This is a genomic window from Tardiphaga sp. (assembly GCF_025356345.1).
GTDB lineage: Bacteria > Pseudomonadota > Alphaproteobacteria > Rhizobiales > Xanthobacteraceae > Tardiphaga.
In genome coordinates this window covers 1-16,365 of record NZ_JANXTC010000222.1, presented here as the reverse complement: position 1 = coordinate 16,365, position 16,365 = coordinate 1, and the positions used below count along the sequence as shown (strand labels likewise).

The window sequence follows — 16,365 nt, the reverse complement described above, 5'->3', positions numbered from 1 at the left end:
ATCGTAGATCGCAGCGATGAAGACCGCATGCGCCGCGGCCTGGGTGAAATCCGGGGCCAGCCATTCCTCCGGCTTGCGAACATCGATTTCGTGGTCCAGCGGAAACACCACGTCGTCGAACACGACGTCATGGCTGCCGCTGGCGCGCAAGCCCAGATGATCCCAGGTCTCGACGATGCGCGTGCCCGGCAATCCCGCGGGCACCAGAAACAGGCCGACCCGCACGCTGGGCTCATCGGTCTTGGCCCATACCGTGTACCATTTCAGGATCGGCGCGCCGGTCGAATAGATTTTGTGGCCGCTCAGCCTCCAGCCTTGCGCCGTGCGCTTCACCGTCGTCGCCGGCAGGCCGCCGCGCGAGGGCGAGCCGAGATCCGGCTCGACGCGGAGCGCATTGACCAAGGCAAGGCCAGCAGCCGCTTCCCTGCCAAGCTTGTGCGCCAGATCCACCGGCCAGCGCGGGCTGGCGGCGATGACCAGGTGATGGATGTAATGCATCGCCAGCACCAGGCCGGTCGCCGGATCGGCCTTGCCGACAATGCCGACAATGCGCGCCGCATCGCGGACGCCGCGGCCGGCGCCGCCCAGCGCTTTCGGCACCGTCAGGGCCAACAGCCCGGCGTCAGCCAGTTCCTGAAAATTCTCGAATGGAAAACTGCCGGTGCGATCATGCCGCGGCGCGCGCTCGGCGAAACCGGGCGCCAGAAGGCTGGCCTTGTCGAAGATTGTCGAAGCTGCGTCCATCGCGGAAATGCGACCTGTCATTGAAAGGCTTTGAATGGCCATGGCGCGCGTGAACGCGCCGCACATGTTGCCTACAAAAGATGAGGTGCATCAGCGCCACCGTCAATGAAATGGAATTCCGTATCCGGCTATGAACCGACAGATAATCACCCCGAGACCCCGCCCCGGTGGTGAAACCGCGTTTGCCTCCCGAAATCGGGCAACGAACCGCTGCGGGCAACCACTTTTGCAGGCTCTGGCCACGCGTTCCGGATGAATTATTCGGTAGGAACCGGCGAGCTTGCGCGGTAAACTTGGTCCGGTTCGCGACGGACCTGGAGCAGATATGATGGACGTTACCCTCTCGGCGGCGGAACTCAATGACCGCATCGCGGTGCTTCGCGACAATATCCGGCAATTGATCGAACAGGCAGCCGCCGCCTCCGGCGAGCAAAACGAAACGCGTACTGCCGACCGTCTCGAGCAGCAGAACGAAGAACTGGATCGGCTGATCGCACAGCGCGAATCGCTCGCCAAATAATTTTGTGGGCGTGGCAGACTTGTGCTCTGCCCAATGGACGGGCGGAATGCCCGAAACCACGGCTTTCGTCCGCCTTGCCCTCTGCTAGATTCACCGCATGAACATTCAGGCCAAGATCGACATCAGGCACTCGACCTGTCCGCATGACTGCCCGTCCGCCTGCGCCCTCGACATCGAGGTGATCAATGGCGCGACCATCGGTCGGGTGCGCGGATCCAAGCAGCAAAGCTATACGGCCGGCGTGGTCTGCGCCAAGGTCGCGCGCTATGCCGAGCGCATCCACCATCCCGATCGGTTGATGCATCCAATGCGCCGCATTGGGCCAAAGGGCTCGGGGCAGTTCGCGCGCATTTCCTGGGACGAGGCGCTCGACGAAATCGCCGAGAAATTTGACGAAGCCGAACGCGACTTCGGCGCGCAATCGGTGTGGCCCTACTACTATGCGGGCACGATGGGACTGGTGATGCGCGACGGGCTCAACCGCCTCGCCCATGTGAAAAAATATTCGCGCTTCTACAGCACGATCTGCTCGACCATCGCTTGGGCCGGCTACACCGCCGGCACCGGCAAGATTGCCGGCGTCGATCCGCGCGAGATGGCGAAATCCGATCTGATCGTGGTCTGGGGTACCAATCCGGTCAATACCCAGGTCAATGTGATGACCCATGTGGCCCGCGCCCGCAAAGAACGCGGCGCGAAACTCGCGGTCGTCGACATCTACGACAACGACACCATGAAGCAGGCCGACATCAAGATCCTGCTGCGGCCGGGCACCGATGGCGCCTTTGCCGCCGGCGTCATGCATGTGCTGTTTCGCGACGGCTTCGCCGATCTCGAGTATCTTGCAAAGTACACCGACGCCTCGCCCGAACTGGAAGCTCATCTCGCCAGTCGCACGCCGGAATGGGCGTCCGCGATCTGTGGCGTGCCGGTAGCGGAGATCGAGGCGTTTGCAAAACTGGTCGGAGAAACGCCGCGCTCGTTCTTCCGGCTTGGCTATGGTTTTACCCGCAGCCGCAACGGCGCCACGCAGATGCACGCTGCGTTGTGCATTCCCGCGGTGACCGGCGCCTGGCAGGTTGAAGGCGGCGGCGCGTTCTACAACAACGCCGCGCTGTGGAAGTTCGACAAGACGCTCATTGAGGGCCTCGACGTCATTGATCCCGCCACGCGTCGGCTCGATCAATCAAAGATCGGCCGGGTGCTGACCGGCGATGCCGAGGCGTTGCACCACGGGCCGCCGGTGAAGGCGATGCTGATCCAAAACACCAACCCGATGACGGTGGCGCCGGAGCAGGCGCTGGTCCAGGCCGGCTTCGCACGCGACGACCTGTTCGTCGCGGTGCATGAGCAGTTCATGACCGAGACGGCGCAGATGGCCGACATCGTGTTGCCGGCGACGATGTTCATGGAGCATGACGACTTGTACTACGGCGGCGGCCATCAGCATATTTCGGTCGGCGCCAAACTGATCGACGCGCCCGGCGAGTGCCGCTCCAACCACGAGGTACTGCAGGGCCTGGCCGAGCGGCTCGGAGCCGAACATCGCGCCTTCGCCATGACGCCGCGCGAGATCATCGACGAAACTTTGCGGACGAGCGGCCGCGGCGAAATCCAGGCTCTTGAGGCCGAATTGTGGCGCGACATCCAGCCGGATTTCCGCACCTCGCACTACCTCGACGGCTTCGGACACGCCGACGGCAAGTTCCATTTCAAGGCCGACTGGTCGCAGGTGCCGATGCCCAATGCCGGGCTGATGGGCACCTGGGACGCCATGCCGTCATTCCCTGACCACTGGGCGGTGATCGAACAGGCCGACGACGCACATCCGTTTCGCCTCGCCACCAGCCCGTCGCGCAGCTTTCTCAATTCCAGCTTCAACGAGACGCCGTCGTCGAAGACCCGCGAGGGCGCGCCGAACGTGATGATGCACCCCGAAGACGCGGCGCGACTGTCGATCCTTGATGGTGATGCGGTAACGCTCGGCAATGTGCGCGGCGAGACGACGCTGACCGCGCGGATCTTCCCTGGCCTGCGGCGCGGCGTGCTGATCGCGGAATCGGTGCACGCCAACAAGTCGCATATCGGCGGCCGCGGCATCAACATGCTTACGTCAGGCGACGCCGTGGCGCCCTATGGCGGAGCGGCGTTCCACGACAACAAGGCGTGGGTGAAGAAGGTTTCCGTCTGAGCCACCGGCTGCGAAACCAGCTCAGTCGTCCAGCGGCACGTTGGCCAGGCCGAGCAGCGCGGGTGATTCTTCCAGCACGAGAAAAGTCGGGACTTTGCTCAGGAATTCCTCGAAGCGGCCCTTGGCTTCGAACCGCTCGCGAAACGCCGACGACGCGAAGGCTTCCTTGAAGCGCAGCATGATGCCGCCGGCAATGTAGATGCCGCCGGTGGCGCCGAGCGTCAGCGCCAGATTGCCGGCCACGGTGCCCAGCATCGCGCAGAAATGCGCGAAGGCGGCCACGCAGGTCGCATCGCCGCCATCCATCGCGCGCCCTGTCACATCCGCGGGCGACAGCGACTCGGCGGTCCTGCCCTCGATCTCACACAGCGCCTCGTAGAGATTGACCAGCCCGGCGCCGCACAGCGCGCGCTCCGCCGAGACGTGCGGCCAGCGTTTGCGCAGCACCGCGATGATCCGGTCCTCTTCCGCCGTCACGGCCGGCAATGTCACGTGACCGCCTTCCCCCGGCAGCAGCAGCCGGCCAGACCGATGCGGCACCAGCGATCCCACGCCGAGCCCGGTGCCCGGCCCGATCACGCCGACCGGCCCCGTCACTTGCGGGCAGGACGGGCCGATCCGGAAACAGTCCTGCTTCGGCAGATACGGCACCGACATCGCCGTGGCCGCAAAATCATTGACGACGAGGAGCGATGAAAAGCCCAGGTTCCGCTTCATCCCGGCGATCGAGAACGACCAGTCCAGATTGGTGAGCGCCACATCGTCGCCGAACACCGGGCCTGCCACGGCGAAGGCGCCCTGCTGCGGCCTCAGTCCCGACGGAAGTTTGGCAACGTAGTCGGCCAGCGCCTCGCCCAACGAAGCATATCGAGCGACCGGCATATGCGCCAACTCGCCATAGGCGCCGTTCTGCGCCACCGCGAAACGGGCATTGGTTCCCCCGATATCGCCGATGATACGTGGGACACTGTTCTGATCAGATTTCACTAAATGGCTTTCCGGCAGGGATGCCAGCGACCCGCCGCCGGCCGCCCGATTGCCGCGGCAGCAGTAGCAAATTTTGCGGGTGCCGCACAAGCAGATGATCCCCAAACTCGGCGCGACCAACTGGCGCGATCTGTTACAGTGAATGGCCGGCAGATCGAACGCCGGCGGAAGTGGGACAATTCAAGATGATGACGTTGCGTCAGGTCGAGGTGATCCGCGCCGTGATGGTGACTGGCACCATTGGCGGCGCGGCGAAGCTGCTCAATGTGTCCGCGCCGGGTATCAGCCGCCTGGTCAAATACACCGAGAAGTCGCTGGGCATCCGCTTCTTCCAGCGCCAGAACGGCCGCTATTTTCCAACCTCGGAAGCACAGAGCATTTTCGAGCAGATCAACGGCGTGTACAAAAAGGTCGACGACCTCACCGAGATCATTTCCAAGATCGGCCGCGGAGCGCTGTCGGAATTACGCATCGGCTCGGTGCCGAGCATTTCGCAAGTGATGGTGCCGCGCGCGATCGAGCAGGTGCGGCGGCGCTATCCCGAGCTGCGCATCGACATCAACATTCTCAAGCTCGAAGAAGCGATTGATTATCTGCTGCTCGGTCGCGGCGATTGCGTCGCCATGAGTTACCGGCTCGAACATACCGGACTCGACTTTTTGCCGCTCGCCTCGGGCGAGCTGTTCTGCGTCGTGCCGGAAGGTCATGAGCTGGCGGACCGCAAGCAGGTCTCCGCCAAGGAGATCATCCGCTATCCGCTGATCGGCATCGACCCCAACGATCCCTATGGGCGGATTATGGCCGAGATCTTCGCGCGCTATAAACTGAATTACGACATCACCATCCGGGCGCGGTTCGGCACCACGGTCTGCGCCCTCGTGAAGGCGGGGCTGGGCATCGCGGTGATCGATCAATTCACCGTGGCGCATGGCGGCTACCCCGGCGTTGTCGCGGTGCCGATCGTCGAGCCAACCCGATTCGACACCTACATCGCCGTGAAGCGCGGCGCGCCGCTGTCGCTGCATATCGAGCACTTCATCGAATGCCTGCGCGCGGAAATGCGGGCCGTTGGCTTGGCAGCGGCCAAAAAGCCGGAGACGCGCGCCCGAAAGAGAATAACATAATGTTAGGTTTAACGCATAACAGGGTAATTGTGTTCACCTCCCGTCCGGCTATCCTGAAGCGCGCCTGCAGATGACTTTGCAAGCAAAATGACAGTGACCATCGAATAATGAACGCAACCGTCCCCCGGCTTCCCGCCACCGGCCGCCGTTTTCTCACCGGCCTGCTCGGCGCGCCGATCGCCCATTCCGCGTCGCCAGCGATGCATGAGCGAGCAGCGGACGCGCTGGGCGCGCGCTGCCACTACCAGCTCATCGAAGTGGCCGGCGCCGACCGCGACGAATTGAAACGTCTGCTGGACGGTGTCCGATATCTCGGCTTTGCCGGCATCAACGTCACCTTTCCCTACAAGGAAGCCGTGCTCGACCTGCTCGACGACCTCTCGCCCGGAGCCCGGGCGATCGGCGCTGTCAACACGGTCGTGGCGCGTGACGGCCGCCTGACCGGCTACAACACCGATACATCCGGCTTTGCCCGCGCCGTTGGCCAGCTTGTTGAAGAGTCACAGCATGGCGCCGTCGCCGTGATTGGCACCGGCGGCGTCGGCAAGGCCATCGCCTTTGCGCTGGCCGAGCTCGGCGTCACCGATATCCGGATTTTTGATACCGACCGCGACAAGGCCAAGCGGCTGGCGTCGCAACTGCGGCACAAGCGGGCGGTCCGGATCGCCGATAGCGTCGAGGACGCCCTGGCCGGCGCCGTCGGGCTGGTCAACGGCACGCCGATCGGGATGCTGCCGAACACGGGCACGCCGGTGCCGGAGGCGCTGCTGCGGGCTGACCTGTGGGTCGCTGACGCCGTCTATTCGCCGCTGTGGACGCCGCTACTCAACGCCGCCAAGGCCAGGGGCGCCAGGGTATTGACCGGGCGCGATCTGGCAATCTATCAGGCCGCCGACGCCTTCGAGCTGTTTACCGACCTTGCGCCATCCACTATCGAAATGGGAATTGCATTCGACGCCATCATGGTCAAAAGGTACGCCACTTCTAACGCAGCCTGACAACGCCGCCGACTACAAGGCCGCGGTCAACGAACCGAATTCAACCAAGGGAGGACTCCATGAAGCCCGTGTTTTTGGCGAGCGCTCTGCTCGCGACCATCCTGACCGGCGGCGCGCTCGCGCAATCCGGCGCGCCGATCAAGCTGGCCAATGTGGCTGAACTGTCCGGTGGCGGCGCCACGGTCGGGACCAACTGGAAGAACGGCATCGACCTCGCCATCGAGGAGATCAATGCCAAGGGCGGCGTGCTCGGCCGCAAGCTCGAAGTCACCCATGCCGACTCGCAGTCGAACCCTGGTGTCGCCCGCGCCCAGGTGCAGAAGGCGCTCGATGCCGAGCCGTATGTCCTGCTCGGGCCCGGCTATTCCGGCTCGGTCAAGGTCACCGCCCCGCTCGCCGCCGAGGCCGGCATCACCCAGATCATGGGCGGCGAAGCCGCCGAGCTGACGCAGGCCGGCAACAAGTTTCTGTTCCGCACCTCGTTCGGCCAGCAATCCTCGATGCCGAAGGTCGCCAAATACATTAATGATGAGTTAAAGGCCAAGTCGGTCGCGATCGTCTGGGTGAACAATGATTTCGGCAAGGGTGGCCGCGACACCATCACCAAGGAATTTGCCAAGTATAACATCAAGGTCGCCGCGGACCTCTCCACCGAAGCCGGCCAGGCCGACTTTGCCGCCGACGTCAGCAAGATCAAGGCGGCGGCGCCCGACGCGGTCTTCGTCTATGTCAATGAGGAAGAGAGTGCCCGCATTCTGAAGGAGCTGAAGCGCCAAGGCGTGACCGTGCCGCTGATGGGCGAAACCACGCTGGTCGGCCAGAAGGTGATCGAGCTCGCCGGCGACGCCGCCAATGGCGCACGCGGCCATGTCGGCCTCACCACCGACGCGCCGGTCGAGTTGATCAAGGCGTTTCGCGAGAAATTCGTCAAGAAGTACAATTACGTGCCTGATCACAACGGGCTCAAGGGGTGGCTCGCGATCTACATGATCAAGGCCACCACCGAGAAAATGGGCAAGGTCGACTCCAAGGGGTTTGCCGATGCCTTGCACGGCTTCACCATTACCGTCGCCAAGGAGCCGGGCATCCTGATGGATGCGACCTTCGACGCCAATGGCGATATCGACCGCCAGGGTTTTCTGGCCGAAGTTGTCGAAGGCAAGCAGGTCATCAAGTCGGTGCTGCCGAAGCTGAACAACTAAAGCCCCTCGTCCGTCATTGCGAGGCGCCCTTGGGACGAAGCAATCCAGTCTTTCCTTGTGGCTTCTGGATTGCCGCGTCGCTTGGCTCCTCGCAATAACGACGGCGCTGCTGGCTTGTCAGTTCGCAATAGCGCGGACTTGGAGAGACATTATGTCCAACCTGCTCGACCTTCTCGTGGCCGGCCTCGCCACCGGGGCCATCTATGCCATCGTCGCGGTCGGCTTCACGCTGCTGTGGCAGACCTCGCAAACCATCAACTTTGCGCAGGGTGAATTTGTCATGCTGCCAGCATTCCTGATGCTGGCGGCGATGCAGGCCGGCGCGCCGTTCTGGCTGGCGATCATCATCGGCATCCTGCTGTCGATGCTGCTGCTCGGCCTCGGCTTCAAGATGCTGCTGGTCGATCCGATGCTGCGCCATGGTGTGCTGCCGCTGGCGATCGCGACCATGGCGCTGGCGATCGGCTTGAAGGAGGCGGTCAAGCAGTTCTGGAGCGCCGAGGCCTCGCCATTTCCCTCGATCGTCCCGACCGGCGACATCTCGATCTTTGGTCGCGCGGTGGCACTGCAAAGCGTCGGCGTATTGGCGCTCGCCATCCTCGCCGTCGTTGGCCTCACCGCGCTGCTGAATCGTACCTCGATCGGCCACCAGATGCAGGCCGCGGCGCAGAACCCGACAGTAGCGCGGATCATCGGCGTTCCGGTCGAACGCATGATCCTGCTGACCTTCCTGATCAATGCGTTTCTGGTGGCATTGGCCTCGGTACTGATCACGCCGATCTATCTGGCCAAATTCTCCAGCGGCGAGGTGCTGGGCCAGGCCGCCTTCATCGCGGCGATTGTCGGCGGCTTCAATCAGGTTCGCGGCGCGATCGCCGGCGGTCTGTTGATCGGCGTGGTCGACAATCTCGCCGCCGCTTACGTCTCGACCCAGTACCGCGCCGCCGTTCCGCTGATCCTGCTGATCGCGATCATCCTGTTTCGGCCACAGGGCATGTTGGGCCGACCCGAGGAGCGCACCGTATGACCGCAGCAAAATACTGGCAGATCGGCTTCGGCATTGTTGCGATTGCCGCGCTGATCCTGGTGCCAATGAATTTCAATCGCTACGGCCTGTTCATCCTGAGCCAGTGGGCGGTGATGACCATTGCCGCGATGGGCCTTAATTTGACGCTGGGCTATGCCGGGCAGGTATCGCTGGCGCAGGGTGCTTTTGTCGGCATCGGCGCCTATGCCGCCGCCATCATGACCTCCAACGGGCTGCCGCTGATCGCAGCCCTCGGAGTGGCCATCGTGCTGTGCTTCGCGGTCGGCTGGATCCTGGGCTATCCGGCGCTGCGGGTGCAGCATCATTATCTCGCCTTCGTCACACTGGCGTTCTCGACGCTGGCCTTCCTCGTGTTCCGTAACGAGGACTGGCTGACCAAGGGGATCTACGGCATCAGCAACATCCCGCGACCAGAGATCTTCGGCTTTCCGACGCGGCGGCCGCTGCCGTTCTATTATCTCTGCCTCGGTTCGCTTGGCCTGGTCTCGCTGGCGGTGTGGTGGCTGATCCGCTCGCCCTGGGGCCGCGCTTTCGTGGCGCTGCGCGAAAATCCGATCCGCGCGCTATCGCTCGGCATTGACACCCGCCGCTACACGCTGATGGCGTTTGCGATCGGCTCCGCGCTCGGCGGCGTCGCCGGCACGCTATATGCGCCGCTGACGCAATATGTCGATCCGGTGCCGTTCAGCCTCGCGCTGTCGCTGGACCTGCTGATGATGGTAATCGTCGGCGGCGCCGGCTTCTTCTTCGGCCCCTTCCTGGGCGCCATGATCGCGGTGCTGCTGCCGGAGTGGCTGCGTTTTACCCAAGGCTACTACCTGATGATTTACGCGGTCGCCGTGATCGTGCTGCTGATCTATTCGCCCACTGGCATTCTCGGCATTCTCGATCGCTTTCTGGCCGAACGCCGCACCAAGGTGGCCTCGGCGTTGCGCGGGGTGGCCAAGTCCAAACTGGAAACGGCGCCATGACCGCGGTCCTCGAAGTTACGAACATCCGCAAGAGCTTCGGCGGCATCACCGCGGTCAACGGCGTCAGCTTTGATGTGCAGGAAGGCGAGATTCTCGGTCTGATCGGCCCCAATGGCTGCGGCAAGTCGACCTTGTTCAATTGCATTCTCGGTCAACTGACGCCGAGCGACGGCGAGGTCAAGGTCGACGGCCGCGTGGTCACCGGGATGCGGCCGTCCGAGCTGAACGGGCTCGGCGTCAGCCGCACCTTCCAGCTTTTGCAGGTGTTCCCCAAACTGTCGGTGCGCGAAAACCTGATCCTGGCCGGGCAGGAGCACCAGGGCAGCATGCTGTCGCGATTGTTCGGCCCGTCCGATGCCGGCCTGACGCAGGCCGCCGACCAGATGATCGGCTTCTTCAAGCTGGACCATCTCGCCAAGGAGCCCGCCGGCGGCCTGTCCTATGGCCAGCAAAAACTGCTCGATGCGGCGATGGCCTTCATGGGTGGACCGCGACTGGTGCTGCTCGACGAGCCGGCCGGTGGCGTCAACCTCACCATGCTGGCCGATCTCAAGGATCGGCTGCGCGCGATCAATCAGGAAAAGCGCGCCACCTTCGTGGTGATCGAGCACAATATGGAATTCGTGATGTCGCTGTGTACCCGCGTGATGGTGATGGCGGAGGGCAAGGTGCTGGCAATGGGGCGCCCGGACGAAATCCGCGCCAATCCGGCCGTCATCGAAGCCTATCTCGGACATTGAGGACAGAGTGATGAGCGACGCGATCCTGGATGTTCAGAACCTGGTCGGCGGCTACGGCAAGATGACGATCCTCAACGGCACCACCTTCTCGGTGCCCGCCGGCTCGATCACCACCGTGATCGGCCCGAACGGTGCCGGCAAGTCCACGGTGTTCAAGGCGATCTTCGGGCTGCTCAAGCTGCGCGAGGGCAAGGTCACCTTCAAGGGCCGAGACGTCACCGGCCTCAGCCAGCGCGCGCTGCTCACCGCCGGCATCTGCTACGTGCCGCAGGGCCGCAACATCTTTTCCGAACTGTCGGTGCGCCACAATATCGAACTGGGCGCCGTCGCCGCCGGTCGCGACATCACCGATCTGCCGGCGCGTATCGAGGCCGCGCTCGACAAGTTTCCGGTGCTGCGCCAGAAGGCGACCCAGCAGGCCTCGACGCTGTCCGGCGGCGAGCAGAAGCAGCTCGAGATCGCCCGTGGCCTCTTGCTCAATCCACAGCTGGTATTGATCGACGAGCCGTCGATCGGTCTGTCGCCGCTGATGGTGCTGCAGACCTTCAACATTCTGAAAGAGCTCCGCGACAAGGGCGTTTCGATCCTGATGATCGAGCAGAACGCGCGCTCGGCGCTGGAGATTTCCGATTTCGGTATCGTGCTCGAGCTCGGCCAGACCCGCCTGTTCGACAAGGCCGACCGCGTGCTCAACGATCCCCGCATCGGGCAATTGTTCCTGGGCGGCGCCATGGTGGAGACCGCGGCATGACCCGGCGTTCGATCGCCACGGTATCGTTGTCCGGCGCACTGGACGAGAAGCTGCGCGCGATCGCCGCTGCCGGCTTCGATGAGGTCGAAATTTTCGAGGCCGATCTGCTGTCGTTCAACGGCAGCCCGCGAGACGTCGGGCAGATGTGCCGCGATCTCGGACTGAAGATCTGCGCCTTCCAGCCGTTTCGCGACTTCGAGGGCATGCCGGAACCGCAACGCACGCGCAATTTCGCACGCGCGATGCGAAAATTCGACCTGATGCAGGAGTTGCAGACCGAATTGATGCTGGTCTGCAGCAACATCTCCCCGGCCGCGCTCGGCGGCATCGACCGCGCCGCTGCGGATTTTCGCGAGCTGGGTAACCTCGCCGCCAGCCGCGGACTGCGCGTCGGCTTCGAAGCGCTGGCCTGGGGCCGCCATGTCAATGACTATCGAGACGCCTGGGAAATCGTGCGCCGCGCCGACCACAAGTCGATCGGCGTGATCCTCGACAGTTTTCACGCGCTGGCGCCGGGCTTTCCTGTCGGCGCGATAGCCTCGATTCCTGCCGACAAGATCTTTCTGGTCCAGCTCGCCGATGCGCCGAAGCTGGGCCTCGACGTGCTGTCGTGGAGCCGCCATTTCCGCTGCTTCCCCGGCCAGGGTGATCTACCGTTGGTCGGCTTCATGGAGGCCGTGATGGCGACCGGCTATGATGGCCCGTGGTCGCTGGAAATCTTCAACGATCAGTTCCGCGCGGGATCCGCGGTCCGCACCGCCACCGACGGGCTGCGCTCGCTGATCCTGCTGCAGGACCAGCTGGCAAAGCCCCCGCTGCTCCAGCCAAAGCCCGAGAGTCGCGGCGTCGGCTTTATCGAATTCGCCGTCAGCGACGCCAAGGGCCACGATCTCGCAACGCTGCTGAGCCAGCTCGGCTTTCGCCATACCGGCGCGCATCGCAGCAAGGACGTGCAGCGCTGGTCGCAAGGCGGTATTGAGCTGGTCATCAATAGCGAGCCGGACGGATTTGCGCATTCGCATTATATCACCCATGGCGCCGGCGTCTGCGCCATCGCCATCGATGTCGACGACGCCGGCAAGACCATGGCGCGCGCCGAGGCGCTCAAGGCGCGGACCTTTTATCAGCCGGTTGGCCAAGGCGAACTGGAAATTCCGGCGATCCACGGCGTCGGCGGCAGCTTGCTGTATTTTCTGGAGAGCGCCGGCAAGAACTGGGATACCGATTTTGAAGTATTGCAAGGCGACGCTGGTGGCGATCGCCTGACGACGATCGATCACATCTCGCAATCAATGCCCTATGACGAGATGCTGTCATGGCTGCTTTTTTACACCGGCATCCTTGGTCTGCTGCGACTGCCGCAGATGGAGATCGCCGACCCCGTCGGCCTGGTGCAGAGTCAGGCGCTGACCAATGATTCCCGCAATGTGCGCATGGTGCTGAACGGCTCGTCGGCGACGCGGACCCTGTCGAACCGCTTCATCTCGGAATTTTTTGGCTCGGGCGTCCAGCACATCGCCTTTTCGTGCGGCGATATCTTCGCGACAGTCGCCGAGATGCGCCAGCGCGGCGCCAGCTTCCTCAGAATACCGGAAAACTACTATGACGACGTCGAGGCCAAATACGGTCTTGATGCTGCGATGATGGACACGCTGCGTGACAATCAGATCCTGTACGACCGCGAAGGCGACGGCGAATTCTTCCAGATCTACACCCACGCCTTCGACGAGCGGTTCTTCTTCGAAATCGTCGAGCGCCGCAACTACCAGGGTTTTGGGGCCGCCAACGCGGGCATCCGGCTGTCGGCGCAAACCCGCGAGGCGCGGCCGCTCAGTATTCCCCGACTGGGTTAGCGGTTCTCAATGTCCCGCCATATGCCGTCCGATCTCGGTGAGATCGGTTTCGCCGGCGCGGGCCTCGTAGACGAACCGGCCGTGAAACATCACGATCAGCCGGTCGGAGAGCTCGAGCAATTCGTCGAGGTCCTCGCTGACCAGCAGCACCGCGCTGCCGCGGTTGCGCGCCGCCATGATCTCGGCGTGGATCTGCGCCACAGCCGCGAAATCCAGCCCGAAACAGGGATTGGCGGCGATCAGTACCTCGACGTCGCCGCCCAGCTCGCGTGCCAGCACCGCGCGCTGGACATTGCCGCCGGACAATGACGAGATCGGCGTGTCCGGGGTCCGCGTCTTGATCTTGTAGAGCGCGATTTTTCGTTCGGCGTTTGTCCGGAACGCCGAGCCATTCAGCCACCAACCGCCTTTGGCAAAGGGCGCGCGATCGAATTCCCGGAACGCGATATTGTCGGCGACGCTCATGGTGCCGACGCAGGCATTCTTCAGCGGCTCCTCCGGCAGCAGCGACATTTTATGACGGCGCATCTCGTCGCGGGTCGCGTGATAGGCGTCGCCGGCGACGCGCATCTCGCCGCCCGACGGCTCGCGCTGGCCCGCCAGCATTTCCACCAGTTGGCGCTGGCCGTTGCCGGATACGCCGGCTATGCCGACGATCTCGCCGGCGCGGACCGAGAGCGACACGTCGCGCACCGCGATGGCGCCGGCATCGTCGAGCGCATTGAGTCTGTCCAGTTCGAGCCGGATCGCGCCAGTCTCGCCCGACCGCGCCGGCTGTAGGGTCAGTTCCTCGGCGCCGATCATCATCCGCGCCATGCTCTCCGGCGTCAGATCGGCGACCTTGCCCTGCCCCGCCAGCCGGCCGCGACGCAGGATGGTCACGTCGTCGGCAAAAGCCATGACCTCGCGGAATTTGTGGGTGATCATTAAAATGGTGAGGCCGCTGTCGACCACCATGCCACGCAGCATGCCGAGCATCTCATCGGCCTCGACCGGCGTCAGCACCGATGTTGGCTCGTCGAGGATCAGTAAACGGCGCTTGAGATAAAGCTGCTTGAGAATCTCGCATTTCTGTCGCTCGCCGGCCGAGATGTCGGCGACTCTCGCATGCAGCTGGACCTTGAACGGCATGCCAGTCAGAAATGATTCCAGCTCTCTTGTTTCCTTCTTCCAGTCGATGATCGCCGGCACGTTGTCGCGCGCCATCACCAGATTTTCAGCCACCGTCATCGCCGGCACCAGGGTAAAATGCTGGTAGACCATGCCGAGGCCGAGCGCATGCGCGTCCTTCGGATTGGTCAGCACCGCTTCACGGCCGCCGACCAGCACCTGGCCCTCGGTCTGGCGGTAGTAGCCCATGATGCATTTCACCAGCGTGCTCTTGCCGGCGCCGTTCTCGCCCAGCAGCGCATGGAACGAGCCGGGCCGTACCTTGAGCTCGACATTGTCGAGCGCGGCGAAATCGCCAAACTTCATGGTCATGGACAGCGCTTCGACGCCGAGCGGGCCGATGACCGGAGGGACGCTGCCGATGATCATGACAGTGCGCCGATCAGCGCGTCCGAGGTCGCCACCGCGCCAAATACGCCTCCCTGCATCTTGACCATTCTCAACGCATGCTCGTGATTGCTCTTGTCGGTCGCCGCGCAACAATCCTCGATCAGCACGCACTCAAAGCCGCGGTCATTGGCCTCGCGCATCGTGGTATGGACACAGACGTCGGTGGTGATGCCGGTGAGCACAAGGTTGTCGATGCCACGCAGCCGCAACATCAGTTCGAGATCGGTGGCACAGAACGAGCCCTTGCCGGGCTTGTCGATGATCGGCTCTCCGGGCAGCGGCGCCAGTTCATCGATGATCTCCCAGCCCTTTTCGCCCCTCACCAGCACGCGGCCGCACGGACCGTCATCGCCAATGCCGGCGCCGATCTGCCGCGAGCGCCAGCGCTTGTTGGCCGGCAGGTCGGACAGATCCGGCCGATGCCCCTCGCGGGTATGGATGATGTGAAAGCCCTGCGCGCGCATCAACGCGAGCAGCTTCCTGATCGGCTCGATCGGCGCGCGGGTCAGCGAGAGGTCGTAGCCCATCTTGTCGACATAGCCGCCGACACCGCAGAAATCGGTCTGCATGTCGATAATCACCAGCGCGGTGTTTTCCGGGCGCAGGTCGCCGTTCCATGGCCAGGCATAGGGTTCGGACAGGATGGTCAGCGAGGTGCTCGGCTTCGCCTCTACAGCAGCGTCCATGAAATGCTCCTGTTATCGGGTAATGGACAATTCAGCGGGTGCGCCAGTCAGCGTGCGCTTCGGTGAGCAGGTGATGACCATGATCACCAGCGTGAGAATATAGGGCGCGGCGTTAAACAGGTGATAGCCCGAGGTGATGCCGACCGATTGCAGCGCAGGCCCCAGGGCCGCGGCGCCACCAAAAGCGAGCGAGGCCCACAGGCACAGCATCGGATCCCAGCGCGCAAAGATTACCAGCGCTACCGCGGTGACGCCCTGTCCACTCGACAGCCCCTCGTTCCAGCTGCCGGGATAGAACAGCGACAGGAAGGAACCGCCGATGCCGGCGAGGAAGCCGCCGCACATGGTGGCGCGCAGCCGGATCAGGTTAACGGAGTAGCCCATTGCGCGCGCGGCATCCGAGCTTTCACCGGCGGTGCGAATCAGCAGGCCCCAACGCGTGGTGCGGAACGCCCAGTACAGGACTGGCGCCAGCGCCACCCCAATCAGGAACAGGGCATTGATGCGTAGTGCCTGACGGACCTGCGGCACGTCGCTCCACCACCCGAAATCGATCGCCGGCAACCGGGCCGCGGTCGGCTCGATCAAGGGCTTGCCAAGGTAGAAGGCCAGGCCGGTGCCAAACAGCATCAATGCGATCCCGACAGCGACGTCGTTGACGCGCGGCAGCGAGCAGATGCCGGCATGCAACGCGCCGAGCAGGGCGCCGGTGATGCCCGCGGCGAGCACGCCCAGCCACGGCGAGCCGGAAAGGTAGGAAATGCCATAGGCGCTCATCGCGCCCATCACCAGCGTGCCCTCAAGGCCGAGATTGATACGGCCGGAGCGCTCGGTGATGCATTCGCCGAGGCTGACGAACAGAAACGGCGTCGAGATGCGGATCGCGCCGCCGAACACCGTGAACACAGCCGCCTACTGCAAAGACTTTCTTGACTCTCACCATTTTCTTGCTTTGCTTGGTCCCCCCCTCCTCTCTCCCCAAGCACATTT

Annotated in this window: 15 protein-coding genes; 10 read left to right on the top strand and 5 right to left on the bottom strand. The window is 63.5% G+C overall.

Annotated features, from left to right (window positions below; all coding sequences use genetic code 11):
* Positions 1-744: acyl-CoA dehydrogenase family protein (locus tag Q0S16_RS13650; protein WP_295849091.1), on the bottom strand; the 744-nt coding region annotated here is incomplete at its 3' end.
* 325 nt (positions 745-1,069) lie between these two features.
* Here Q0S16_RS13650 and Q0S16_RS13645 point away from each other — a divergent pair.
* Both Q0S16_RS13645 and Q0S16_RS13640 read left to right on the top strand, forming a co-directional pair.
* A complete protein-coding gene (locus Q0S16_RS13645; RefSeq protein WP_295849090.1) occupies positions 1,070-1,264 on the top strand; it encodes a hypothetical protein in 195 nt (64 codons plus the stop codon).
* 97 nt (positions 1,265-1,361) lie between these two features.
* Positions 1,362-3,455: a molybdopterin-dependent oxidoreductase gene (locus Q0S16_RS13640; protein WP_295849089.1), complete on the top strand. Its 2,094-nt coding sequence runs from the start codon at positions 1,362-1,364 to the stop codon at positions 3,453-3,455.
* 21 nt (positions 3,456-3,476) lie between these two features.
* On the opposite strand, the gene glk is transcribed toward Q0S16_RS13640, so the two are convergent.
* Positions 3,477-4,442, bottom strand: a complete 966-nt coding sequence (gene glk, locus Q0S16_RS13635; protein WP_295849088.1) for a glucokinase — start codon at positions 4,440-4,442, stop codon at positions 3,477-3,479.
* A 185-nt stretch (positions 4,443-4,627) separates the two neighbouring features.
* Here glk and Q0S16_RS13630 point away from each other — a divergent pair, with 185 nt between their 5' ends.
* The 8 genes from Q0S16_RS13630 to Q0S16_RS13595 all read left to right on the top strand — a co-directional run bounded on the left by Q0S16_RS13630 (position 4,628) and on the right by Q0S16_RS13595 (position 13,129).
* Positions 4,628-5,566 (top strand): LysR family transcriptional regulator, encoded by a 939-nt coding sequence (locus tag Q0S16_RS13630; protein ID WP_295849086.1) that lies wholly within the window; start codon positions 4,628-4,630, stop codon positions 5,564-5,566.
* Positions 5,567-5,673: 107 nt separating this feature from the next.
* Positions 5,674-6,564 (top strand): shikimate dehydrogenase, encoded by an 891-nt coding sequence (locus Q0S16_RS13625; protein ID WP_295849084.1) that lies wholly within the window; start codon positions 5,674-5,676, stop codon positions 6,562-6,564.
* Positions 6,565-6,623: 59 nt separating this feature from the next.
* Positions 6,624-7,766 carry an ABC transporter substrate-binding protein gene (locus Q0S16_RS13620; RefSeq protein ID WP_295849082.1) on the top strand — a complete coding sequence of 381 codons (1,143 nt, stop codon included), beginning with the start codon at positions 6,624-6,626 and terminating at the stop codon, positions 7,764-7,766.
* 151 nt (positions 7,767-7,917) lie between these two features.
* Positions 7,918-8,793, top strand: coding sequence for a branched-chain amino acid ABC transporter permease (locus Q0S16_RS13615; RefSeq protein ID WP_295849081.1), 876 nt, complete (start codon positions 7,918-7,920; stop codon positions 8,791-8,793).
* Positions 8,790-9,785, top strand: coding sequence for a branched-chain amino acid ABC transporter permease (locus Q0S16_RS13610; RefSeq protein ID WP_295849080.1), 996 nt, complete (start codon positions 8,790-8,792; stop codon positions 9,783-9,785). The genes Q0S16_RS13615 and Q0S16_RS13610 overlap by 4 nt, the downstream gene beginning before the upstream one ends.
* The gene (locus Q0S16_RS13605) at positions 9,782-10,525 is read left to right on the top strand and encodes an ABC transporter ATP-binding protein (RefSeq protein ID WP_295849078.1); all 744 of its coding nucleotides are present in this window, start codon (positions 9,782-9,784) and stop codon (positions 10,523-10,525) included. Before Q0S16_RS13610 ends, Q0S16_RS13605 begins: the two co-directional genes overlap by 4 nt.
* 10 nt (positions 10,526-10,535) lie before the next feature.
* A complete protein-coding gene (locus tag Q0S16_RS13600; RefSeq protein WP_295849076.1) occupies positions 10,536-11,276 on the top strand; it encodes an ABC transporter ATP-binding protein in 741 nt (246 codons plus the stop codon).
* The gene (locus tag Q0S16_RS13595; protein ID WP_295849074.1) at positions 11,273-13,129 is read left to right on the top strand and encodes a sugar phosphate isomerase/epimerase and 4-hydroxyphenylpyruvate domain-containing protein; all 1,857 of its coding nucleotides are present in this window, start codon (positions 11,273-11,275) and stop codon (positions 13,127-13,129) included. The genes Q0S16_RS13600 and Q0S16_RS13595 overlap by 4 nt, the downstream gene beginning before the upstream one ends.
* A 6-nt stretch (positions 13,130-13,135) precedes the next feature.
* On the opposite strand, the gene Q0S16_RS13590 is transcribed toward Q0S16_RS13595, so the two are convergent.
* The 3 genes from Q0S16_RS13590 to Q0S16_RS13580 are packed head-to-tail and all read right to left on the bottom strand — an operon-like array spanning position 13,136 to position 16,281.
* Positions 13,136-14,668 carry an ABC transporter ATP-binding protein gene (locus Q0S16_RS13590; protein ID WP_295849071.1) on the bottom strand — a complete coding sequence of 511 codons (1,533 nt, stop codon included), beginning with the start codon at positions 14,666-14,668 and terminating at the stop codon, positions 13,136-13,138.
* Complete coding sequence (locus Q0S16_RS13585; RefSeq protein WP_295849069.1) at positions 14,665-15,375, bottom strand: isochorismatase family cysteine hydrolase; 711 nt, start codon at positions 15,373-15,375, stop codon at positions 14,665-14,667. The genes Q0S16_RS13590 and Q0S16_RS13585 overlap by 4 nt, the downstream gene beginning before the upstream one ends.
* Positions 15,376-15,387: 12 nt before the next feature.
* On the bottom strand, positions 15,388-16,281 hold the full coding sequence (locus tag Q0S16_RS13580; RefSeq protein ID WP_295849067.1) for an ABC transporter permease: 894 nt from the start codon (positions 16,279-16,281) through the stop codon (positions 15,388-15,390).
* Between the last annotated feature and the right edge of the window lie 84 nt (positions 16,282-16,365).

Coding starts and splice junctions, on each gene's coding strand:
- Q0S16_RS13640 (WP_295849089.1), top strand. CDS start 1,362: ATGAACATTCAGGCCAAGATCGACATCAGGCACTCGACCTGTCCGCAT.
- Q0S16_RS13625 (WP_295849084.1), top strand. CDS start 5,674: ATGAACGCAACCGTCCCCCGGCTTCCCGCCACCGGCCGCCGTTTTCTC.
- Q0S16_RS13615 (WP_295849081.1), top strand. CDS start 7,918: ATGTCCAACCTGCTCGACCTTCTCGTGGCCGGCCTCGCCACCGGGGCC.
- Q0S16_RS13590 (WP_295849071.1), bottom strand. CDS start 14,668: ATGATCATCGGCAGCGTCCCTCCGGTCATCGGCCCGCTCGGCGTCGAA.
- Q0S16_RS13595 (WP_295849074.1), top strand. CDS start 11,273: ATGACCCGGCGTTCGATCGCCACGGTATCGTTGTCCGGCGCACTGGAC.
- Q0S16_RS13610 (WP_295849080.1), top strand. CDS start 8,790: ATGACCGCAGCAAAATACTGGCAGATCGGCTTCGGCATTGTTGCGATT.
- Q0S16_RS13585 (WP_295849069.1), bottom strand. CDS start 15,375: ATGGACGCTGCTGTAGAGGCGAAGCCGAGCACCTCGCTGACCATCCTG.
- Q0S16_RS13600 (WP_295849076.1), top strand. CDS start 10,536: ATGAGCGACGCGATCCTGGATGTTCAGAACCTGGTCGGCGGCTACGGC.
- Q0S16_RS13605 (WP_295849078.1), top strand. CDS start 9,782: ATGACCGCGGTCCTCGAAGTTACGAACATCCGCAAGAGCTTCGGCGGC.
- Q0S16_RS13645 (WP_295849090.1), top strand. CDS start 1,070: ATGATGGACGTTACCCTCTCGGCGGCGGAACTCAATGACCGCATCGCG.
- Q0S16_RS13620 (WP_295849082.1), top strand. CDS start 6,624: ATGAAGCCCGTGTTTTTGGCGAGCGCTCTGCTCGCGACCATCCTGACC.
- Q0S16_RS13630 (WP_295849086.1), top strand. CDS start 4,628: ATGATGACGTTGCGTCAGGTCGAGGTGATCCGCGCCGTGATGGTGACT.